Source organism: Amycolatopsis sp. NBC_01307 (assembly GCF_035975215.1).
In the GTDB taxonomy this organism is placed as follows: domain Bacteria; phylum Actinomycetota; class Actinomycetes; order Mycobacteriales; family Pseudonocardiaceae; genus Amycolatopsis.
The window spans coordinates 2,345,662-2,366,403 of record NZ_CP108403.1; the positions used below are offsets into that span (position 1 = coordinate 2,345,662).

The 20,742-nt window shown below is 72.3% G+C and carries 18 protein-coding genes; 14 read left to right on the forward strand and 4 right to left on the reverse strand.

Features of this window, described 5'->3' with window-relative positions; translation table 11 throughout:
* Positions 1 to 43: 43 nt before the first annotated feature.
* Positions 44 to 658, reverse strand: a complete 615-nt coding sequence (locus OG439_RS10250; RefSeq protein ID WP_326949136.1) for a TetR/AcrR family transcriptional regulator — start codon at positions 656 to 658, stop codon at positions 44 to 46.
* 69 nt (positions 659 to 727) lie between these two features.
* Between OG439_RS10250 and OG439_RS10255 the strand changes: the two genes are divergently transcribed.
* The 7 genes from OG439_RS10255 to OG439_RS10285 are packed head-to-tail and all read left to right on the forward strand — an operon-like array spanning position 728 to position 10,261.
* Complete coding sequence (locus tag OG439_RS10255) at positions 728 to 1,879, forward strand: acyl-CoA dehydrogenase family protein (protein ID WP_326949137.1); 1,152 nt, start codon at positions 728 to 730, stop codon at positions 1,877 to 1,879.
* A 22-nt stretch (positions 1,880 to 1,901) separates the two neighbouring features.
* Positions 1,902 to 3,467 carry an AMP-binding protein gene (locus tag OG439_RS10260; RefSeq protein WP_326949138.1) on the forward strand — a complete coding sequence of 522 codons (1,566 nt, stop codon included), beginning with the start codon at positions 1,902 to 1,904 and terminating at the stop codon, positions 3,465 to 3,467.
* Positions 3,464 to 5,062: an acyl-CoA carboxylase subunit beta gene (locus tag OG439_RS10265; protein ID WP_326949139.1), complete on the forward strand. Its 1,599-nt coding sequence runs from the start codon at positions 3,464 to 3,466 to the stop codon at positions 5,060 to 5,062. Before OG439_RS10260 ends, OG439_RS10265 begins: the two co-directional genes overlap by 4 nt.
* Before the next feature lie 4 nt (positions 5,063 to 5,066).
* A complete protein-coding gene (locus OG439_RS10270) occupies positions 5,067 to 7,019 on the forward strand; it encodes an ATP-binding protein (protein WP_326949140.1) in 1,953 nt (650 codons plus the stop codon).
* Positions 7,016 to 7,762, forward strand: a complete 747-nt coding sequence (locus tag OG439_RS10275) for an enoyl-CoA hydratase/isomerase family protein (protein WP_326949141.1) — start codon at positions 7,016 to 7,018, stop codon at positions 7,760 to 7,762. Before OG439_RS10270 ends, OG439_RS10275 begins: the two co-directional genes overlap by 4 nt.
* 1 nt (position 7,763) lies before the next feature.
* Positions 7,764 to 8,543 (forward strand): TIGR03084 family metal-binding protein, encoded by a 780-nt coding sequence (locus OG439_RS10280; protein WP_326949142.1) that lies wholly within the window; start codon positions 7,764 to 7,766, stop codon positions 8,541 to 8,543.
* A complete protein-coding gene (locus tag OG439_RS10285; protein WP_442792297.1) occupies positions 8,489 to 10,261 on the forward strand; it encodes an acyclic terpene utilization AtuA family protein in 1,773 nt (590 codons plus the stop codon). Before OG439_RS10280 ends, OG439_RS10285 begins: the two co-directional genes overlap by 55 nt.
* Before the next feature lies 1 nt (position 10,262).
* Here OG439_RS10285 and OG439_RS10290 read toward each other — a convergent pair whose 3' ends face one another.
* A complete protein-coding gene (locus OG439_RS10290) occupies positions 10,263 to 10,640 on the reverse strand; it encodes a hypothetical protein (RefSeq protein WP_326949144.1) in 378 nt (125 codons plus the stop codon).
* A gap of 77 nt (positions 10,641 to 10,717) precedes the next feature.
* A complete protein-coding gene (locus OG439_RS10295) occupies positions 10,718 to 11,758 on the reverse strand; it encodes a helix-turn-helix domain-containing protein (protein WP_326949145.1) in 1,041 nt (346 codons plus the stop codon).
* A 103-nt stretch (positions 11,759 to 11,861) separates the two neighbouring features.
* Here OG439_RS10295 and OG439_RS10300 point away from each other — a divergent pair, with 103 nt between their 5' ends.
* Complete coding sequence (locus OG439_RS10300) at positions 11,862 to 12,818, forward strand: alpha/beta hydrolase (RefSeq protein ID WP_326949146.1); 957 nt, start codon at positions 11,862 to 11,864, stop codon at positions 12,816 to 12,818.
* 27 nt (positions 12,819 to 12,845) lie between these two features.
* On the opposite strand, the gene OG439_RS10305 is transcribed toward OG439_RS10300, so the two are convergent.
* The gene (locus OG439_RS10305) at positions 12,846 to 13,691 is read right to left on the reverse strand and encodes an alpha/beta hydrolase (protein WP_326949147.1); all 846 of its coding nucleotides are present in this window, start codon (positions 13,689 to 13,691) and stop codon (positions 12,846 to 12,848) included.
* A gap of 389 nt (positions 13,692 to 14,080) precedes the next feature.
* Here OG439_RS10305 and OG439_RS10310 point away from each other — a divergent pair, with 389 nt between their 5' ends.
* The 6 genes from OG439_RS10310 to OG439_RS10335 are packed head-to-tail and all read left to right on the forward strand — an operon-like array spanning position 14,081 to position 20,642.
* Complete coding sequence (locus tag OG439_RS10310; RefSeq protein ID WP_326949148.1) at positions 14,081 to 15,088, forward strand: LacI family DNA-binding transcriptional regulator; 1,008 nt, start codon at positions 14,081 to 14,083, stop codon at positions 15,086 to 15,088.
* Positions 15,089 to 15,117: 29 nt separating this feature from the next.
* Positions 15,118 to 16,029 (forward strand): carbohydrate ABC transporter permease, encoded by a 912-nt coding sequence (locus tag OG439_RS10315; protein ID WP_326949149.1) that lies wholly within the window; start codon positions 15,118 to 15,120, stop codon positions 16,027 to 16,029.
* A gap of 3 nt (positions 16,030 to 16,032) precedes the next feature.
* Entirely contained in the window at positions 16,033 to 16,860 is an 828-nt protein-coding gene (locus OG439_RS10320) for a carbohydrate ABC transporter permease (RefSeq protein ID WP_326949150.1), read from the forward strand.
* Positions 16,861 to 16,895: 35 nt separating this feature from the next.
* Positions 16,896 to 18,173: an ABC transporter substrate-binding protein gene (locus OG439_RS10325; protein WP_326949151.1), complete on the forward strand. Its 1,278-nt coding sequence runs from the start codon at positions 16,896 to 16,898 to the stop codon at positions 18,171 to 18,173.
* Between the two features lie 13 nt (positions 18,174 to 18,186).
* A complete protein-coding gene (locus OG439_RS10330) occupies positions 18,187 to 19,350 on the forward strand; it encodes an ADP-ribosylglycohydrolase family protein (RefSeq protein WP_326949152.1) in 1,164 nt (387 codons plus the stop codon).
* Positions 19,347 to 20,642: an ADP-ribosylglycohydrolase family protein gene (locus tag OG439_RS10335; protein WP_326949153.1), complete on the forward strand. Its 1,296-nt coding sequence runs from the start codon at positions 19,347 to 19,349 to the stop codon at positions 20,640 to 20,642. The genes OG439_RS10330 and OG439_RS10335 overlap by 4 nt, the downstream gene beginning before the upstream one ends.
* Positions 20,643 to 20,742: the final 100 nt, after the last annotated feature.

The window sequence follows — 20,742 nt, forward strand, 5'->3', positions numbered from 1 at the left end:
TGAGCCAGGTCACCAAATCAAGAGAAAGTTATTCGCCATTCACTCACGGGGATGGTGGTGCCGGGACGCCGAGGCAGGCGTGCGCCATTTCGCCGAGCAGGGCGGCTAGCCGCTCCGGGGCGAGCCCGCTGCGGAAGAACAGCGTGGACTGCACGGCGCCGATCGCCGCGTGCACGGCCAGGCGCAGTTCGCCGTCGGCGAGGTCGGGGCGCAGCGGGGCCAGCACGTGGACCCAGTCCTCGAGGTAGTGCCGCTGCAGCCGGCGCAGCCGCCGCCGGTCCTCCTCGGGCAGGTTGTGGATTTCGCGGTGGTAGACCGCCAGCACGGTGCGATCCTCGATGGCGACCCGGATGTGATCCCTGATCAGGCCGGAAAGCACGGTGTGGTCGGCGGGGGCGCCGGCGAGGATCGCGGCGGCGCCGTCCTGCAGCCGGGTCATCACCCGGTCGAGCAGCGCGACCAGGATCGCGTCCTTGTTCTCGAAGTGCCGGTAGACGCCGGATCCGACGATGCCCGCCTCCGCGCCGATGTCGGCCATGCCGATCGCGTGGAACCCGCGCCGCGCGGTGAGCTCGGCGGCGGCGGTGAGGATCCGCTCGCGTCGCTCGGGGTCGCGCCGTCTTCGGGTGGCCGGGGAAGCCGAGGGGACTGCCGTCATCTTGTCATCCTCGCAGACGAGCGCTACGGTGCGCTATAAGTGAATGAAGAATCACTAAGGAGCGTCGGCGTGGACGTGTTCGAGAGCGACGAGGCCCGTGACCTGCGGGCCGCGGTCGGCGCCATCGCGGCCCCGTTCGGGGGTAAGTACTACGTCGACCACGCGCGCGAGGGCCGTGAGTGCACCGAGCTCTGGCACGCGCTCGGCGACGCGGGGTTCATCGGTGTCAACATCCCCGAGGAGTACGGCGGGGGCGGCCGCGGGCTGGCCGAGCTGACCATCGTCATCGAGGAGAGCGCCGCGAAGGGCGCGCCGATCCTGCTGCTGCTCGTCACCGAAGCCATCTCCGCCGAGGTGATCACCGAGTTCGGCACGCCGGAGCAGCGCAAGGAGTGGCTGCCCGGCATCGCGAGCGGCCGGACGAAGGTCGTCTTCGCCATCACCGAGCCCGACGCCGGCTCCAACACCCACAAGCTGGCCACCACCGCCCGCCGCGACGGCGACGACTGGATCGTCGACGGCGAGAAGTACTACATCTCCGGCGTCGACACCGCCGACGCGCTGCTGCTCGTCGCCCGCACCGGCCGCGACCCCGACGGCACGGCCCAGCTGTCGCTGTTCCTGGTCCCGGTCGACGCGCCCGGCCTCACGGTCACCCCGCTGCCGGTGGACGTCATGCTCCCGGAGAAGCAGTTCACGCTGCACTTCGACGGCGTCCGGCTGCCCGCCACGGCGCTCGTCGGCGACGAGGGCGCGGGCTTCCGGCAGGTCTTCCACGGCCTCAACCCCGAACGCATCACCGGCGCCGCGCTCTGCGTCGGCATCGCGCGTTACGCCCTCGACGTCGCCGCCCGCTACGCCCGGGAGCGGACCGTGTGGGACCGGCCGATCGGTGTCCACCAGGGCGTTTCGCACCCGCTGGCCAAGGCCAAGATCGAAACCGAGCTGGCCGCCCTGATGACGCACCGCGCGGCGGCCCTGCACGACGCGGGGCAGCCGGCGGGCGAGGCGTCGAACATGGCCAAGTACGCCGCCGCGGAGGCCGCGCTGGCCGCCGTCGACGCCGCCATCCAGACCCACGGCGGCAACGGCGTCTCGGCGGACTTCGGGCTGCTGCCGTACTGGGGGCTCGCCCGATTGCTGCGGATCGCCCCGGTGAACCGCGAAATGATCCTCAACTTCGTCGCCCAGCACAGCCTCGGGCTGCCCCGGTCCTACTAGGAGGACTGGTTTAGGAGGACTGATGACGGATCGCACCCTCGCCCAGCGGGTCAACGTCGGTGACGCGCTGACCCGCGTCGCGTTCGCCCGCCCGGAGGCCCTCGCCGTGGTCGACGGCGACCGCCGCTGGACCTACGGCGAGTTCGACACGTGGGTCAACCGGCTCGCCCACGGCCTGGAGGCGCGCGGGTACACGACCGGCGACGTCCTCGCGCTGGCGTCGGCCAACAGCGCCGAGTTCCTCGCCGTCTACTACGCCTGCGCGAAGCTCGGCCTCGTCTGCGTACCGATCAACCTCGGCTGGCGGAGTGACGAAGTCGCTTACGTACTCGGGCATTCGCAGGCTCGCGGCATCGTCGTGGAGAGCCAGCTGGCCGGGGTGATCGCGCCCGCCGTCGCGCAGACGCCCGGGGTCGCCGACGTGATCCTCGCGCCCGACACCGGCGGCGACGCCACCGGCCTGACCCTCGACGACGTGCTCTCGGACGATACGACCTCACCCGAGGTCGTCATCGAGGACCGCGCCCCACTGTCCTATTTGTACACCTCCGGGACCACGGCTTCACCGAAAGGCGTCGTCGGGACGCACCTGGCGATCCACCTGGAGTCGATGTCGGCCGCGCTGGACTCCGGCTGGCGCCCCGACGACCGGTTCGTCGCGATGATGCCGATGTTCCACACCGCCCAGCTGAACGCCTTCTGCACACCCGCGATCCTCCTCGGCGCTACGATCTTCGTGCACCGCGGCTTCGACCCGGCCCGGTTCCTCGACACGATCGAACGCGAGCGGATCACCCAGGTCTTCGGCCTGCCGATGATGTTCCGCGCCGCGCTGGAGCACCCGTCGTTCGCCGGGCGCGACCTGTCGTCGCTGCGCCGCGCCGTCTACGCGATGGCACCGATGCCGGAGGCGCAGATCAAGGCGTGCCTCGACGGCTTCCGCTGCGACTTCGCGCTGCTGTTCGGGCAGACCGAGATGAGCCCGATCACGACGTTGTTCCGGCCCGAGCACCAGCTCTCGCACGTCGGCGCGGTCGGCACGCCGCTCACCGGCGTCCAGGTCGGGATCATGGACTCCGGCGGGAAGCTGCTGCCGCGCGGCGAGCAGGGCGAGATCGTCTACCGGGCGCCCTCGACCATGCAGGAGTACCTGCACAACCCCGAGGCGACCGAGGAGGCCTTCCGGTACGGCTGGTTCCACTCCGGTGACGTCGGCCGGTTCGGGCCGGACGGCGTGCTGTGGTTCGCCGACCGCTCCAAGGACGTCATCAAGACCGGCGGCGAGAACGTCGCCTCGATCGAGGTCGAGCGGGCCGTCTACGACACCGAGCCGGACGTCGCCGAGGTCGTGGTCGTCGGGCTGCCGCACGAGCGGTGGACCGAGGCCATCACGGCGGTCGTCGTGCCGAAGCCGGGAGCGTCGATCGACGCCGACGACCTGCGGCTGCGGCTGAAGGACCGCCTCGATGGTTACAAGGTCCCGAAGGCCGTGATCGTCACCGACGAGCTGCCGCGCACGTCCACCGGGAAGATCCAGAAGAACGTGGTCCGGGACAAGCACTCCGGGCACTACGGGGGAGCGGAATGACCGTCCTCAAGTCCCTGCTCGACGTCTCCGCCGAGAGCTACGCGACCAACCGGAAGGCCCAGCTCGACGCCCTGGCGCGGCTCGAAGAGCAGCTGGAGCTGGCCATCGCCGGCGGCGGCGAGCGGTACGTCCAGCGCCACCGCGACCGCGGCAAGCTCCCGGTCCGCGAACGCCTGGAGCTGCTGCTCGACCCGGACAGCCCGTTCCTGGAGCTGGCCGCGCTCGCCGCGTGGGGCACCGACTTCACGGTCGGCGCGTCGGTGCTCACCGGCATCGGTGTGGTGTCCGATGTGGAGTGTGTGGTCATCGGGCACGACCCGACCGTGCGCGGCGGCGCGATGAACCCGTACTCGCTGCGCAAGACGTTGCGGGCCTTGGAGATCGCCCGCGTCAACCGGCTGCCGGTGATCAACCTCGTCGAGTCCGGCGGGGCCGACCTGCCGACGCAGGCCGACCTGTTCGTGCCCGCCGGGCGGATCTTCCACGAGCTGACCGAGCTGTCGTCGCTGGGCATCCCGACTCTGGCGATCGTGTTCGGCAACTCGACCGCCGGCGGCGCGTACGTCCCCGGCATGTGCGACTACGCGGTGCTCGTCGATCACCAGGCCAAGGTGTTCCTCGGCGGGCCGCCGCTGGTCAAGATGGCCACCGGCGAGGAGGCCGACGACGAGTCCCTCGGCGGCGCCGACATGCACTCCCGCGTCTCCGGCCTGTCCGACTACTTCGCCGTCGACGAGCGGGACGCGATCCGCCTCGGCCGTCGCGTGATCTCCCGGATCAACTGGCGCAAGCTCGGCCCCGCGCCCAGCCGGACGCCGGAGCCGCCGAAGTTCGACCCCGAGGAGATCCTGGGGATCGTCCCGCCGGACCCGAAGGTGCCGTTCGACCCGCGCGAGATCCTCGCCCGGACCGTCGACGGCTCGGCCTTCGACGAGTACAAACCGCTCTACGGCACCTCGCTGGTGACGGGCTGGGCGAGCATCCACGGGTATCCGGTCGGCGTGCTCGCCAACCACCGCGGTGTGTTGTTCAGCGAGGAGGCCAAGAAGGCCAGCGAGTTCATCCTGCTCGCCAACCAGACCGATGTCCCGCTGGTGTTCCTGCAGAACACGACCGGCTACATGGTCGGCACCCGCTACGAGCAGGGCGGCATCATCAAGGACGGCGCCAAGATGATCAACGCCGTCACCAACAGCACGGTCCCGCACCTGACCGTCAACATGGCGTCGTCGTTCGGCGCCGGCAACTACGGCATGTCCGGGCGGGCCTACGACCCGCGGCTGATGTTCGCCTGGCCGGGCGCGAAACTCGCGGTGATGGGCGCGGCCCAGCTCGCCGGCGTGATGTCGATCGTCGGCCGCAACTCCGCCGCGTCGCAGGGAAAGCCGTTCGACGACGACGCCGACCGCGCGCGCACGGCCGCCATCGAGGCGCAGATCGAGACCGAGTCGCACGCCTTCGCCGTCACCGCGAGGCTGTACGACGACGGCATCGTTGACCCGCGCGACACCCGGGACGTCCTGGGGATGTCGCTGTCCGCCGTCCACTCCAACCGCGTCGAGGGCCGTCGCGGCTTCGGCGTCTTCCGGATGTGAGCCGATGATCGCGAAACTGCTCGTCGCCAACCGCGGGGAGATCGCCGCGCGGGTCATGCGCACCGCGCACGACCTCGGCATCTCCACCGTCGCGGTCTACTCCGACCCGGACGCGGGCGCGCCCTTCGTCCGGCTCGCCGACGAGGCCGTCCGGTTGCCTGGTTCCGCACCGTCGGAGACGTATCTGCGCGCTGACCTGGTGATCGCCGCCGCGCGCGCCACCGGGGCCGACGCCGTGCACCCCGGCTACGGGTTCCTGTCGGAGAACGCCGCTTTCGCCCGCGCCTGCGGCGAAGCCGGGCTGACGTTCGTGGGGCCGTCGCCCGAAGCCATCGCCTCGATGGGCTCGAAGATCGAGGCCAAGGCCCTGATGGACGCGGCCGGGGTGCCGGTGCTGCCGGGGGCGACCGTCACGGACGAGACCGACCTCGCCGCGGTGGCCGCCGAGATCGGGTTCCCGGTGCTGGTCAAGGCCGCGTTCGGCGGTGGCGGCCGGGGCATGCGCGTGGTGCACGACGCCGCCGGGCTGGAAGACGCGGTTTCGGGCGCCCGTCGGGAAGCCGCGTCGGCGTTCGGCGACGGCTCGGTGTTCCTGGAACGGTTCGTCGTCGACCCGCGCCACGTCGAGGTCCAGATCCTCGGCGACACCCACGGCGAGGTGGTGCACCTGTTCGAGCGCGAGTGCTCGATCCAGCGGCGGTACCAGAAGATCGTCGAGGAGTGCCCGTCACCGGCGGTCGACGACGCCTTGCGCGCCGAGCTCGGCGCCGCGGCCGTCGCCGCCGGGAAAGCCATCGGCTACACCGGCGCGGGCACGGTCGAGTTCGTGCTGGACCAAGACGGCAAGTTCTTCTTCCTGGAGGTCAACACGCGGCTGCAGGTCGAGCACCCGGTCACCGAGCTGGTCACCGGCCTGGACCTCGTCGAGCTGCAGTTGCGCGTGGCCGAGGGCGAGCCGCTGCCGCCTTCGGTGCTGGGCGCCCGGATCGACGGGCACGCCATCGAGGTCCGGCTCTACGCCGAGGACGTCCCGGCCGGGTTCCTGCCCGCCACCGGCACCCTGCACCGCTTCCGCGTCCCCCCGCTGAAGGGCGTCCGCGTCGACTCCGGCGTCCAGGACGGCTCCGTCGTCGGCCCGCACTACGACCCGATGCTCGCCAAGGTGATCGCCCACGGCCGGACCCGCCGTGAGGCCGCGCGGACCCTCGCGCGGGCGCTGCGGCAGGCCGAACTGCACGGCGTCACGACCAACCGGAACCTCCTGGCCGGCATCCTGGCCGAGCCGGAGTTCCTGGCCGGGCACACCGACACCGGCTACCTGACCCGGCACGACCCGGCCACGCTCGGCGCGTCCCCGGGCGGGGCCCGGCAGGCGGTCGCCGCGGCCCTGGCGGCCCAGGCGCGCAACCGGCGTGACGCGCGGGTGGTGCCCGAGATGCCGTCCGGGTGGCGCAACGTCGGCCGCGCCCCACAGCGCGTCACCTACACCCTGGACGGGGAGACCCTGGAGGTCGCGTACTCGCTGGGCCGGTCCGGCCTGCGCGTCACGGTGAACGGCGAGCCGCTCTGTGGTTCCGTGCGGCTGCTGTCCGCGTCGCCTTCGCTGGTGGAACTGGAGATCGACGGTGTCCACCGCACCTACGCCGTGCACCCTCGGGCGGGCGTGTCCTATGTGGACAGCCCGGACGGGTCGGCCGCGCTGGCCGAGGTGCCGCGTTTCGCCGACCCGGACGCCGCCACGGCTGCGGGGTCGTTGCTCGCCACCATGCCCGGTGCGGTGGTGCGCGTCCTGGCGGGCGAGGGCGACGCCGTGACGGCCGGGCAGCCGCTGGTCGTCCTGGAGGCGATGAAGATGGAGCACACGGTCGCCGCCCCGGCCGACGGCGTCCTGTCCGACCTGCGGGTGGGCCAAGGCGACCAGGTCGACACCGGCCAGGTGCTGGCGGTCGTGTCGTGAGCGTCTCCTACGAGGTTGACAACGGCGTCGCCTGGTTGACGATCGACCGGCCCGAAGCCCGCAACGCCCTGTCGAAACAGGTCCGCGACGGCCTCTGGGACGGCGCCCGGCGGTTCGTCGCCGACGACTCGGCCGCGGTGCTCGTCCTGACCGGCGCGGGTGACAAGGCGTTCTGCGCGGGCGGCGATCTCAAGGAGATGGCCGAGACGGCCCTGGAGATCCCGCCACCGGACTTCCTGCCGCAGTTCGGCCGCAACATCGACGTCCCGAAACCGACGATCGCGGCCGTCAACGGCGTCGCCTACGCGGGCGGCTTCCTGCTGGCCCAGCAGTGCGATCTCGTCGTGGCCGCCGCGCACGCCCGGTTCGCCGTGACTGAGGTGAAGGTGGGCCGCGGCTCGCCGTGGGCCGCGCCGCTGTCGTGGCTGGTGCCGCCGCGGATCGCCATGGAGATCCTGCTGACCGGCGACCCCCTGACCGCACAACGCGCCCGGGAGGTCGGGCTGGTGAACGACGTCGTACCGCTGGACGAGCTGCGGTCCCGGACGCAGGCCTTGGCGGAGCGGATCGCGGCCAACGCGCCGTTGTCCGTGCGGGCGGCGAAGCAGACGGCGTACCTGCAACGCGACGACGTCTACGACCGTGCCGAGGAGATCTGGGCGCCGGTCTACCGCTCGCGGGACGCGCAGGAAGGCCCCGCTGCGTTCCGCGAGAAGCGCACGCCCGTGTGGGAAGGCCGCTGACATGCCCGTTTCCCTGGACGTTCTCCTCGACGACCTGCTCGCCGAGACCGCCGACGTCGAGGCCATGCTCGCCCCGCTCGACGACGACGCCATCGCGCGGCCGACGCCCGCCGTGGGCTGGGACATCCGCGACCAGGTCACGCACCTGGCCTTCTTCGACGAGACCGCGACGCAGGCCGCCGTCGACCCCGAGGGCTTCCGGCTCGCGGCGGCCGCGTTGCTGGCCGACGGCATGGACTTTCCCGACCGCGTCGCCGCTCAGCACCGGGGGATGGGCGCGGCGGAGGTCCGCGAGTGGTTCCGGCGCGCGCGGACGGCGTTCGTCACGGCGTTCCGCGGCCGCGACCCCCGGGCCCGGCTGCCGTGGTACGGGCCGGACATGAGCGTCGCGTCGTCGGTGACCGCGCGGATCATGGAGACCTGGGCGCACGGGCAGGACATCGCCGACACGCTCGGCGTGACGCGCGTGCCGACCGACCGGCTCCGGCACATCGCGCACCTCGGGGTGTCGACGACGGCGTTCAGCTTCGGGCTCCATGATCGCCCGGCGCCGGTCGTCCCGATCCGGGTCGTCCTGCACGCGCCGTCGGGAGACAGGTGGACGTGGGGTGACGGGGCCGCCGCCGACCGCGTCGAAGGTTCGGCGCTGGACTTCTGCCTGGCCGTCACCCAACGGCGTGACGCTTCGGACACCGGCCTGGTCGTGCGCGGACCCGTTGCGCGGGAATGGATCGGCATCGCCCAGGCCTTCGCGGGCGCACCCGGCCGGGGACGCGCGTGAAGCGCCCGGTCCGGATCGCGAACTGCTCCGGCTTCTACGGCGACCGCCTGGAGGCGGCGCGGGAGATGGTCGAGGGCGGCCCGATCGACGTCCTCACCGGCGACTACCTCGCCGAGCTGACCATGCTGATCCTCTGGAAGGCGCGCCGGAAGGATCCCGCCGCTGGCTACGCCAGGACGTTCCTCACCCAGCTCGAACACGTGCTCGGCACCTGCCTGGACCGGGGCATCCGGATCGTCTCGAACGCCGGTGGCCTGAACCCGGCCGGGCTGGCGGCGCGGATCGAAGCACTGGGCCTGCACCCGAAGATCGCCTACGTCGACGGCGACGACATCGTCGATCGCCTGCCGGACCTGGTGCACCTCGACACCGGCCGCAAGCTGTCCGAAGCCGGCGTGGAACCGTTGACGGCCAACGCCTACCTCGGCGGCTGGGGCATCGCCGCGGCCCTCGACGCCGGCGCGGACGTCGTCGTCACCGGGCGGGTCACCGACGCGTCGCTGGTCGTCGGGCCGGCCGCGTGGTGGCACGGCTGGACGCCGGGGGATGTCGACGAGATCGCCGGGGCGATGGCGGCGGGGCACGTGATCGAGTGCGGTCCGCAGGCGACCGGCGGCAACTACGCCTTCTTCGACGAGGTCACCGACCGGCGCTATCCGGGCTTCCCGATCGCCGAGGTCGCGGCCGACGGATCGAGCGTCATCACGAAGCACGCGGACACCGGGGGACTGGTCTCGGCCGGCACGGTCACCGCGCAGCTGCTGTACGAGATCGCGGAGCCGGCGTACGCCGGGCCGGACGCCGTCGCGCACTTCGACAGCCTGCGGCTGCTCGAGGAGGCGCCGGACCGCGTCCGGATCAGCGGGACCCGCGGCAGCCCGCCGGGCGAGCAGCTCAAGGTCGCGCTGAACCACGACGGCGGCTACCGCAACACGATGACGCTGGTGCTGACCGGCGACCGCATCGAGGAGAAGGCCGCGTGGGCCGAGCAGCAGCTGTTCGATCTGCTGGGCGGGCGGGAGCAGTTCGCCGAGGTCGACGTCACGCTGCTGCGGTTCGACCACCCGGGCTCGCCGGTCAACGCCGAGGCGACCGCGCACCTGCGGATCACGGTGAAGGACCCGGATGCCCGCAAGGTCGGCCGCCGCTTCGCCAACACGACGATGGAACTCGCGCTCGGCGGTTACCCGGGCTTCCACACGACAACGCCGCCGACCACGGAGAGCGCTTTCGGCGTCTACTGGCCGGCTTTGGTGCCCGCGTCCTCGGTGGAGCACCGAGTGACGCTGCCCGACGGTTCGCGGCTCGTGATCCCGCATCCGCCGACCGGGCCCTCGGTGTCTATGCCCGCTGTTTCGCTTGAGACGCGGGACTTCGGGCCGACACGACGGGTGTCGCTCGGCACGGTCGCGGGTGCACGGTCGGGGGACAAGGGCGGCAACGCGAACGTCGGGTTCTGGACGCGTACCGACGACGAGTTCTCGTGGTTGCGCGGTTATCTCGACGTCTCGCGCTTCCGCGAGTTGCTGCCGGAGGCGGCCGAACTGGAGGTCCGCCGGTTCGAGCTGCCGAACCTGCGAGCGGTGAACTTCGTGGTGGTCGGTTTGCTGGGCGACGGCGTGGCGTCGGCTACCCGGCCGGACCCGCAGGCGAAGGGACTGGGCGAGTACCTGCGAAGCCGGCCCGCCGACGTCCCGGTGGCGCTGCTTGAGCCCTGACTCAGGCGTTCATCCAGTTCGTGCACTCCCAGTTGGGTGTCTTCTGGCAGGCGCGGAAGATCGTGATCGGGTTCGCCGCGGTGCCCGGGGTCTTCGAGCTGCAGCCGGAACTGCTGCCGTTGGCGTCGTCGATGCCGCCTCCGCCGCCGCTGCGGGTGCGCCACTCCGTGCGGAAGCCGTAGCCGTCACCGAAGGTGTCGCAGGAGTACACGCGCGTGTGGCTGTTGGTGATTCCGCCGTAACCGCAACGGATCGCGCCCTGGTAGCTGCAGTCGGCGACCTGCGCGAGCGCGTCGTGAGCCGAGGCGGCTGGCGCGATGGCGATGGTTCCGACGGCGGCCAGCAGGGTCGCCGCGGCGAGGGTGGGTAGTTTCGGCACGTGTCCTCCTGGAGGATTCCGGATGTGCGTGCCGTCCACTCCGGGAACCCCGGCCCGGTTGAGGCCGGGACCCGACGTCACCCGTTCGGCGCAGCGTCCACTTCGGACGGTCCGGCGTCGCGCAACCGCCGCAGCATCAGGGCCAGGTGCAGCCGGAAGCGGCCCGCGGGGGAGTCGACGTCGAAGCCGAGCACGGCTCCGGCGCGGGCGAGGCGTGCGGGCATCGTGCTGTGGTGGCGGTGCAGGACGGCCGCCGCCTTGCGGGCCGAGCCGGTCGCGCAGAGCGCCGTCAACGCCGCGAGGAGGTCGTCGCCGTGGGGTTCGCCGGCGAGGCGGTCGAGGGCCTGGACGTCCGGGAGCGCGGCGAGATCCGCGGGGCCGAGCACCCCGGCCAGTGCGGCGAGGCTGCCGAGGCGCTCCCACCACACCACGGGCTCGGCGCCGGCCGTGAACCGCAGCGCCGTGCGCGCGGCCTGCCAGGACCGCGCCAGGTCGAGCACGGGCACCACGGGCCCGACGCCGATCCGGGCGTCCGGTGGCGCCGTCTCGGGTCCGTCGGCGGTGAGCACGGCACGGACGTCGCCGAACGTGGCGGCGCGGCCGTCGAGGTCGGCGCCGGTGGCCGCCAGCACCCGCAGCCGGGCCGTCGTGCCGAGGCCGAGCAGGTGCAGCGCCCGCGACCGCTCGGCCGTCCCGATCCCCTCGGACAGCACCAGCTCGACCAGCGCGGGGTCGCCGAGCGCGGGCAGCGGCACGCTGGTGTGCTCCAGCAGGACGGCGGTGGCGATCGCGAAGCGCTCCAGCAGGATGTCGTCGAGCGGGGTGGGCGCGCCCACGCGGGCCACCCAGACCACGACGCCGCCCTCGAGCCGGCGCACGGCGGCCCCGGCCGGCACCCGGCCCGCGGCCGCGGCGTCGGCGTCCGGCTCCGCCCGCAGCGCCAGGCCCTGGGCGGGGGCGTGCACCCCGGCCGGGCAGTCGGCCAGCCGGGCCGTGCTGCGGACGAGGACGTCGAGACTCGCCCGATCGGTGATCAGGCGGTCGAAGAACCCGATCACCCGCACCGCGTTCTCGGCGTCGGCGTCGAGTCCGGACAGCCTCAGCAGCAGGCCCTTCATGAGGCCACGATAGGCGCGTCCGCCGCCGGATGGCGAGGCCCGGGCCGTCAACCCCCGCCGCGTGGCGGTGGCGACGGCGGCGGCGCGAGCCGAAGATCGGACCATGACCTACGCGATCGATCCCGAGCTGCTGCCCTGGCTGGACATGCTCCCCGCGGTGACCCTGCCCGACTACGACGCCCTCCTGGCCGCGCGCGCTTCGATGGCGCAGCTGCAGGAGGTCATGCCGGCCTACGAGCCGGTGCACCCGGTCGACGTCCGCGACACGACGGTGCCGGGCCCGTCCGGCGCCCCCGACGTCCCGGTCCGCGTGTACAGCCCGGCGGACCGCGAGGGCACCGTGCCCGGGCTGGTCTACATCCACGGCGGCGGGTTCATCCTCGGCGACCTGGACATGTTCCACGCCTCGCTGCTGCACCTGGTCGACGAGCTGGGCATCGTGATCGTGTCGGTGGACTACCGGCTCGCGCCCGAGCACCCGTTCCCCGCGCCGGTCGAGGACTGTTACGCGGCGCTGACCTGGACGGCGGCGAAGGCGGCCGAGCTGGGCATCGACCCGGACCGCATCGGCGTCGGCGGCGAGAGCGCGGGCGGCGGGCTCGCCGCCGCGACGGCCCTGCTGGCCCGCGACCGCGGCGGCCCGGCGCTGCGCTTCCAGTACCTCGGCATCCCGGAGCTGGACGACCGCCTGGAAACGCCGTCGATGCAGGCGTACGTCGACACTCCGATGTGGAACCGCCCGAACGCCGTCTACAGCTGGGCGAGCTACCTGGGCCCCGAATCGGGTGACGTCTCGCCGTACGCGGCCCCGGCCCGCGCCACGGACCTGACCGGGCTGCCGCCGGCGTTCGTGACGACGTGCCAGTTCGACCCGCTGCGCGACGAGGGAATCCAGTACGCGCAACGTCTTCTGCAGGCCGGGGTCACGACGGAGCTGCACCACTACCCGGGCACGTTCCACGGCTCGGCGATCATCCAGGACGCGGCAGTGTCACGCCGCATGCTGGCGGACGAGGTGGCGGCTCTGCGCCGCGGCCTCGGCGTGACGGCGAAGGACTGACGCACCGGGCGCCGTGTCGGCCGGCGCTCAGCCGAGGCTCTCGTGCAGGAACGTGAGGCCGGATTCGGTGGCCTGCTGCAGTTTCTGCCGGCTGTAGAAGTGGCCGGCGCCGTCCAGCCGGATGAGGTCGGCGTCGGCCCCGGCGCGCCAGTACGCCGCGACGAGCGCTTCGCTGTGGGCGATCGGGATGCCGGAGTCGTCGGTGCCGTGCACCAGCTGCAGCGGGGCGGCGGTGGCCGAGACGTGCAGCAGCGGGCTCGCCGTCGCGTCCGGCAGCCAGTCGTGCGGGTCGTGGCCGGTGCGGTGCAACGACGTTCCCTCGGGCGGGGGCGGGATGCGGGTGAAGTCCGTCGGCGGGCTCCAGGCGACGGCCGCGGCGAGCCCGCTCGGCTCGCCGGTGACGCCAAGGTCGCCGTCCAGGCTCGGGTGGTCCGCCGTGACGGCGAGCATCGCGGCGAGGTACCCACCCGCCGAGTGCCCCCAGGCCGCGACCCGGCCGACGTCGACGCCCAGTTCGGTGCCGTGCCGGCGGATCCACCGGACGGCGGCCTTTACGTCGTGGAGCTGAGCGGGGAAGGCGGCCTCCCGGCCCAGCCGGTACTGCGCCCGCGCGACAGCGAAACCGTTGTCCACCAACGTTTCGGTGACGTGGTCGCCGATCCGCCCGTGCTTGTGCGAGCCGGCCGCGAGCGCGCCGCCGTCCAGGAACACCACCACCGCGGGCGGGGCGCCGGCCGGCACGACGAGGTCCAGCAGCAACGGCCGGTAGCCGGGCAACGGCGCCACGAGCGCGTCGCGGTAGACCACCCGGGCCCCGGCGCGCTCGGCTCGGGGCAGGGCGAACGCGGCCAGGGGAGCACGGGGCGTGAGCACGGGACCACTATCGGGACCCAGCCGGGCGCGCGGCCAGCAGTACCACGATGCGGGAGGAATGCCGCGTTTCGCCGGAGTTGCCCCCGGGCGCGGTGAGGCCGGTTTCGGGCCGGGCGCAGGGTCATCACCGGCCACGCCGACCGGCCGACACGGTGCCTGCAACGACCAACAGAGATCGCGGGGCGCCGCCGTCGCCGTATTGGTCGGGTCGACCACCCCCGTCGGCGAGTTGCCGGAGCGGTCGGCGCGCTACCCAGCCTGTCCCGGTGGTTGACACAACCGCCGACCGGGTGTCAGGATCGGCGTCAATCCAGTTGGAAACGTTTCCAAACCCGGCTTCCGCAGGTTGGAAACGTTTCCAGAAGCCTTATCTGAGGGTAGAAGCGACGATGACGTCACCACGTGCCACGCTGATCCAGGTGGCCGAGCGCGCCGGGGTTTCCCTGGCCTCGACCTCCCGTGCCCTGCACGGCACCGGGGCGAGCCCGGCGATGGTCGAGCGCGTCCGGGCCGCGGCCGCCGCGCTCGGGTACAGCGCCGATGCCATCGGGCGCTCGCTGCGGATGAAGAAGACCTTCCAGGTCGCGTTCGCGGTCGCGGACATCGGCAACCCCGTCTACGTCGAGATGATGCGGGCCATCCACGCGGTCCTCGAACCGCACGGCTACCGCGTCGTCGTGATGAGCACCGGCGACACCGCGACGTCGACCACCGAGCTGGTCCGCAGCCTGAACAGCGGCTTCGTCGACGGCATGATCGTCAGCCCGCTGCGCACCGACGACCGGCTGATCGCCGAGATCCAGCAGGCCCCGGTGCCGGTCGTGGTGATCGGCCGGGCCCTCGACGACCGCGGCATCAGCTCGGTCTCCACGGACTCCGCGGGCGGGATCGGCGAAGCCGTCCGCCACCTGCACGCCCTCGGCCGCCGCCGCCTCGGCTTCCTCAACGGCCCGCTCGACACCACGCCCGGCGCCGCGCGCCAGCGGGGGTTCGACGCCGTCACCCAGGAGATCACTTTCGACCGGGAGGACCAGGAGATCGCCGCCGACTTCACCGTCACCGCCGGGCTCGACGCGGCCCGCCGGCTCTTCGCCCGCGGCCGGGTCGACGCGCTCGTGGCGGCCAACGACCTGCTGGCCATCGGCGCGATCCGGGCCGTGCGCGAGCTGGGCCTGTCGGTGCCGGAGGACGTCGCGGTCACCGGGATGGACGACACCGAGATCGGCCGCGTCTTCCAGCCGAGCCTGACCAGCGTCTCCCTCGGCTCGACCGAACGCGGCCGCGCGGCCGCCGAGATCATGCTCCAGCTCGCCGACGACCCGGACCGCGCCGTGCAGCAGATCGCCGTCGGCCCCGAACTCGTGGTGCGCGAGTCCTCGAACCCGGGAGGTGCGTGATGACGGCCCCGGCCCTGAAAGAGCGTCCCGTGCCGACCAAGCGGAAGCCGACGCAGCAGCGCACCCGGCGCCGCGAGGCGATCGGGCTCGTGCTGCCGTCGCTGATCCCGATCCTGGTGCTCAGCGTCGCGCCGATCGTCGTCGGGATCTTCCTGGCCTTCACCGACGCACGCCTGGTGCGCCACCCGGATTACACCTTCGCCGGTTTCGACAACTTCGGGCGCCTGGCGGAGAACGACCTGTTCTGGGACTCGCTGCGGATCGGCATGATCTGGACCGTCGGCGTCACCGTGCTGCAGCTCGCCGCCGCGATGGGCCTGGCGCTGCTGCTCGACTCCGGCCTGCGGCTGCAGGGCCTGACGCGGGTGCTCGCGCTCGTGCCGTGGGCGATGCCGCCGGTCGTCGTGGCGATCATGTGGCAGATGATCTACTCGGCCAACGGCGGCCCGCTCAACGCCGTCCTCGGCAGCGTCGGCCTGCCCGACGACATCAACTGGCTCGGCGACTTCTCGTTCGCGCTGCCCGCCGTGATCGTCGTCGGCGTGTGGGTCGGCATGCCGCAGACGACGGTGACGCTCCTGGCCGGCCTGCAGCAGATCCCGGCCGAGCTGCACGAAGCCGCGGCGATGGACGGCGCCGGCGCGTGGCGGCGCTTCACCGCGGTGACGTGGCCGAGCCTGCGCCCGATCGTCACGTCGATCACCTCGCTCAACTTCATCTGGAACTTCAACTCGTTCTCGCTGGTCTACGTCCTCACCGCGGGCGGCCCGGGCGGCAAGACCATGGTCCCGGTGCTGTTCGTCTACCTGGAGGCCTTCAAGAACCGCGAGATCGGCTACGCGGCGGCGATGGGCCTCGTGCTCGTCCTCGTGGTCGTGCTGATCCTCGCCGTCTACCTGCGGTCGCAGTTCCGCGACGACCGTGCCGGAAAGGGGCGCTGAGCCATGCGCGGACTCGTGCGCCCGGCCCAGTACGCGGCCCTCGCGCTCTACATCCTGTTCCTCGGGTTCCCGTTGCTGTGGCTGATGTCCGCGTCGGTGAAGTCGTCCGGTGAGCTGAACTCGCTGACGGTGAGCCTGCTGCCGAGCGAGTGGCACTGGGAGAACTACACCGAGGCCCTCGACAAGCAGGGCCTCATCCGCTCGGCGGGCAACAGCCTGGTCGTCGCGCTCGCGTCGACCGCGCTGGCCGTGCTCATCGCCGTGCCCGCGGCCTACGTGCTGGCCCGGCTGCGGGGCAAGCTGCGGGTCGCCGGCGTCGGCTGGATCCTGGTCAGCCAGGTGTTCCCGGTCGTGCTGATCATCCTGCCGCTGTTCCTGATCCTGCGGACGCTCGGGCTGGCCGACAACCTCGCCGGCCTGACGCTGGTGCACACGACGTACATGCTGCCGTTCGCGCTGTGGATGCTGCAGGGGTACGTCGCCGCGATCCCGGTGGAGCTCGAGGAAGCCGGGGCGATGGACGGCGCGAGCCGGCTGACCGTGCTGCGCACCATCGTGTTCCCGCTGCTGGCCCCCGGCGTCGTCGCGACGGCGATGTTCAGCTTCGTCTCGTCGTGGAACGAGTTCTTCTTCGCCCTGGTTCTCCTGCAGTCGCCGGAGAACTACACGCTGCCCATCACGCTCAACATGTTCGTCGGCGGCGAGGGCAAGGTCGCCCTCGGCCCGCTCGCGGCGGGCGCCGTGCTCGCCGCCATCCCCAGCATCGTCTTCTTCAGCATCCTGCGCCGCAAGCTGACCAGCGGCTTGATGGCCGGGGCGGTGAAGGGATGACCCACCCCTCAACGAAATCCTCGAAAGGTCGGTCGATGAAGACACGACGCGCGGTGGTCGCCGCCTGCCTGATGGTCACCAGCCTGCTGCTCGCCGCGTGCGGCAGCGGCAGCGGGGACAGCGGCGACGGGCCGGTCACCCTCACCTTCCAGTCCCTTTCGGACCAGCCGGCCGCGATCGCCCAGACGCAGAAGATCGTCGGCGACTGGAACAAGGCGCACCCGGACGTCCAGGTCAAGATCGTCCAGGCGGGCTGGGACGGCGTCTACGACAAGCTGATCACCCAGTTCAACGCGGGCACCGCGCCGGACATCGTGCACTACGAGGCGGCGAGCATCGCGCCGTTCGCCACCGACGGCTACCTCGCGGACCTGACGCAGTACCTGCCGGCGGAGAAGAAGGCGGACATCCCGAAGGGCGTCCTCGACTCGGTGACGGTCGACGGCAAGGTCGTCGCCTTCCCGACCGAGCTACAGTCCTACGTGGTCTTCGCGAACAAGACCCAGCTGCAGCAGGCCGGTGTCACGATCCCGACCGGCGCGACGATGACCTGGGACCAGCTGCGCGACATCGCGAAGGCGACGACCAAGGACGGCAAGTTCGGCCTCGGCTGGGGCCTGTCCAGCCCGACGGCGGCGTTCGTCGCGCTGGCCCCGGGCTTCGGCGGGAAGTACTTCGAAGGCGTCGGCAACGACGCGAAGCTGGCCGTCGGCCCGGGGGAGCAGGCGCTGCCGCAGCTGGTGGACGCGATGGCGCACCAGGACCGCTCGATCATGCCGGTCACGCTGACGCAGTCCGGGACGAAGGCCCTCGCGCCGTTCTACGCCGGCCAGATCGCCATGACCGTGCAGGGTTCCTACCAGGCGGCCAACATCGCGAAGGACGCGCCGAAGGGCTTCGACTGGGTCGTGCTGCCGCCGCTGGCCGGCTCGGCCGGACCCGCGCAGGCCGCCAACCCGCAGACGCTGTCGGTGAACAAGGACTCGGACCACGTCAAGGAAGCCGCGGAGTTCGTCGACTTCTTCACCAGCACCGACAACCTCGCCGCGATGAACGAGGCCGACGCCCTGATCCCGCCGACGACGTCGGCGCGGCAGGCGCTGACCACGAAGCTCGGCACGAAGAACGGCTGGGGCCCGATCCTCGCCTCCGGTCAGTACCTGACCTCGGCGCCGTACCTGTTCGCCGGCAAGTACGCGCAGTGGAAGGACACCGTCGCGACCCCGGCGTACCAGCAGTTCCTCGGGCAGAAGATCGACGCGGCCGGCTTGGCCAAACAGCTGGAAGACGGCTGGAAGAGCGTCAGCAAGTGACAGGAGCGGATTCTTGACCTGGCTGGAAGACCGGGCCGTCGCGGTGATCACCGGCGCGGCCGTCGGGGACGCGCTCGGCGGCGCCACCGAAGGGTGGACCCCCGAGCAGATCGAAGAGCGGCACGGCGGCCGGGTGACCGGCGTCGTCGGCCCGTGGTACCCGGACTGGCGGGCCGCCCGCCCGATCGCGCCGTACCACAAGGGTGACGGGCACGTCACCGACGACACCCTCATGACGCGGGCGCTCGTCGAGGTGTACGCGAAGCGCCGCGAACACCTCGACGCGTACGCGATGGCCGAGGACCTGGTGCCGCTGATGATCGGCGAGCCGCGCTGGGTGCCGGAGCTGGAGTCGACGGCGCTGCTGCTGCAGCGGGTGTTCCTCGCGGAGAAGTGGATCGTCGCGAGGCTCCACTATGGACACGTCGACCCGCGCGAAGCCGGTGTGGGCAACCTCGTCAACTGCGGGGCGGCGATGTACGTCGCGCCGGTCGGCGTCGTCAACGCGGGTGACCCGCGGGCCGCGTACGCCGAGGCGATCGACCTGACCGCCGCGCACCAGTCGAGCTACGGCCGGGAGGCGGCGGGCGTGCTGGCCGCGATGGTCGCCGCCGCGGTCGCGCCGGGTGCGTCGCTCGACGACGTCGTCGCGGCGGGGCTCGACGTGGCCCACGACGGTACGGCGGCGGCGCTGCGGGCCGTCGTCGACGAGTTCGGCAGCTGGACCACCGCCCCGGCCACTGACGACGAAGAGCGGGCGCTCGCCGCGCGGGTTCGGGAGACGGTGGCGCCGTTCGACTCGGTCGGGCCGCACTACCGGCAGATGTCGATGGACGCGCGCCGCCCGTCGCGGACCAAGGCGATCGAGGAGCTGCCGGCCGCGCTGGCGTTCGTCCTCGCGCACCGCGGCGACTTCCGCGGCGCAGTGCTCGCCTCGGTGAACTACGGCCGCGACGCCGACTCGATCGCCGTGATGGCGGCGGCGCTCTGCGCGGGCCTCGGCGGCACGGCCGTCGTGCCGAAGGAGTGGGTCGACACGATCGGCGACGCCAGCCGGATGGACCTGCGCGAGACCGGGCACCTGCTGGCCTCGGCGGCCGCCGACATCCTGCGGGCCGACCGCGAACGCGCGCTCGCCCGGGTCGCGGCCCTCGACGTCCTCGGGGGCGCCGCGTGAGGCTGACCTGGGCGCAACCGGAGGACCTCCTGGCCCACGAGCTGGTCCAGTCGGCCGCGGAGGGCCGGGACGTCTCGGCGGTCCGGGCCCGCTGGGTCGCGGCAGGCGGCGACCCCGTGCCGGTCGTGAGCGGCGCGGGCCCCGGGGCAGCTGAGCTGCGGGCGCTGGCACGGGAACTGCTCGACGAACTGGACGCGCTGCCGTCTGTTCCGGAGCCGTCGTGGGACTTTCCGGCCTCGCCCGAGCTGCCGCGCGGCGGGACGGACCGGCTGCTCGGCGCGTGGACCGGGCGGGCCGCCGGGTGCCTGCTGGGCAAGCCGGTGGAGAAGATCCCGCGCGAGGGCATCGAGGAGATCCTGCGCGCGACCGGCCGCTGGCCGCTGTCGGGCTGGTTCACCGCGGTGGGCCTGCCGGCCGAGGTGGCCGCGCGGTGGCCGTGGAACCGGCGCTCGGCCCCGACGTCGCTCGAGGAGAACATCGACGGGATGCCCGAGGACGACGACCTCAACTACCCGATCCTCGCGCTCACCCTGCTGGAGACGCACGGGCGCGGCTTCGGCACCGACGACGTCGCGCAGCTGTGGCTGGACAACCTGCCCGCGGGCCGGGTGTTCACGGCCGAGCGGGCGGCGTACCGCAACATCCTCGACGCGCGCCCGTCGCCGGCGACGTACCGCAACCCGTTCCGCGAGTGGATCGGCGCGCTGATCCGCGCGGACGTCTTCGGCTGGGTCTCGCCGGGTGACGTCGTGTCGGCCGCGCGGCTGGCGCGGACGGACGCCCGGCTGAGCCACACCCGCAACGGCGTCTACGGCGCGATGTGGGCCGCGGCCCTGGCGTCGGCGGCGATGGTGTGCGCGACGCCGGACGAGGTCCTCGACGCGGCCGACGCCGTGATCCCCGCGGGGAGTGCGCTGGCGTCCGCGGTCGCGCTGGGTCGTTCGGCGGCACGGTCGGGCGATGTCCGCGCGGGCCTCGACCAGCTGCACGCCGCGTACGGCGACCTGCACTGGGTGCACGTGCTCAACAACGCCGCGGTGATCGCTTTCGCCTTGGCCAAGGGCGGCGGCGAGTTCGGCCCGAGCGTCTCGATCGCGGTGACGGCGGGCTGGGACACGGATTCGGCCGCGGCGACGGTCGGGGGAGTGGTGGGTGCGTTGCGCGGAGTAGACGGTATCGGCGAGTACTGGACAAAGCCCCTGGACGGCCGCATCGCGACGTCCCTGCCGGGCGGAGAACGGCAGATCGCGGCCTTGGCGGCCCGCACGGCGGCGCTGGTGGAGCAGCCATGACTGAGCGGGTGGTAGCGGTCGTGAGTGGTAATGAGGGTTCTAACCCTCATTACCACTCACGACCCTCGCGGGCGGCGCAGATCGGCACGGCGTTCGCTGG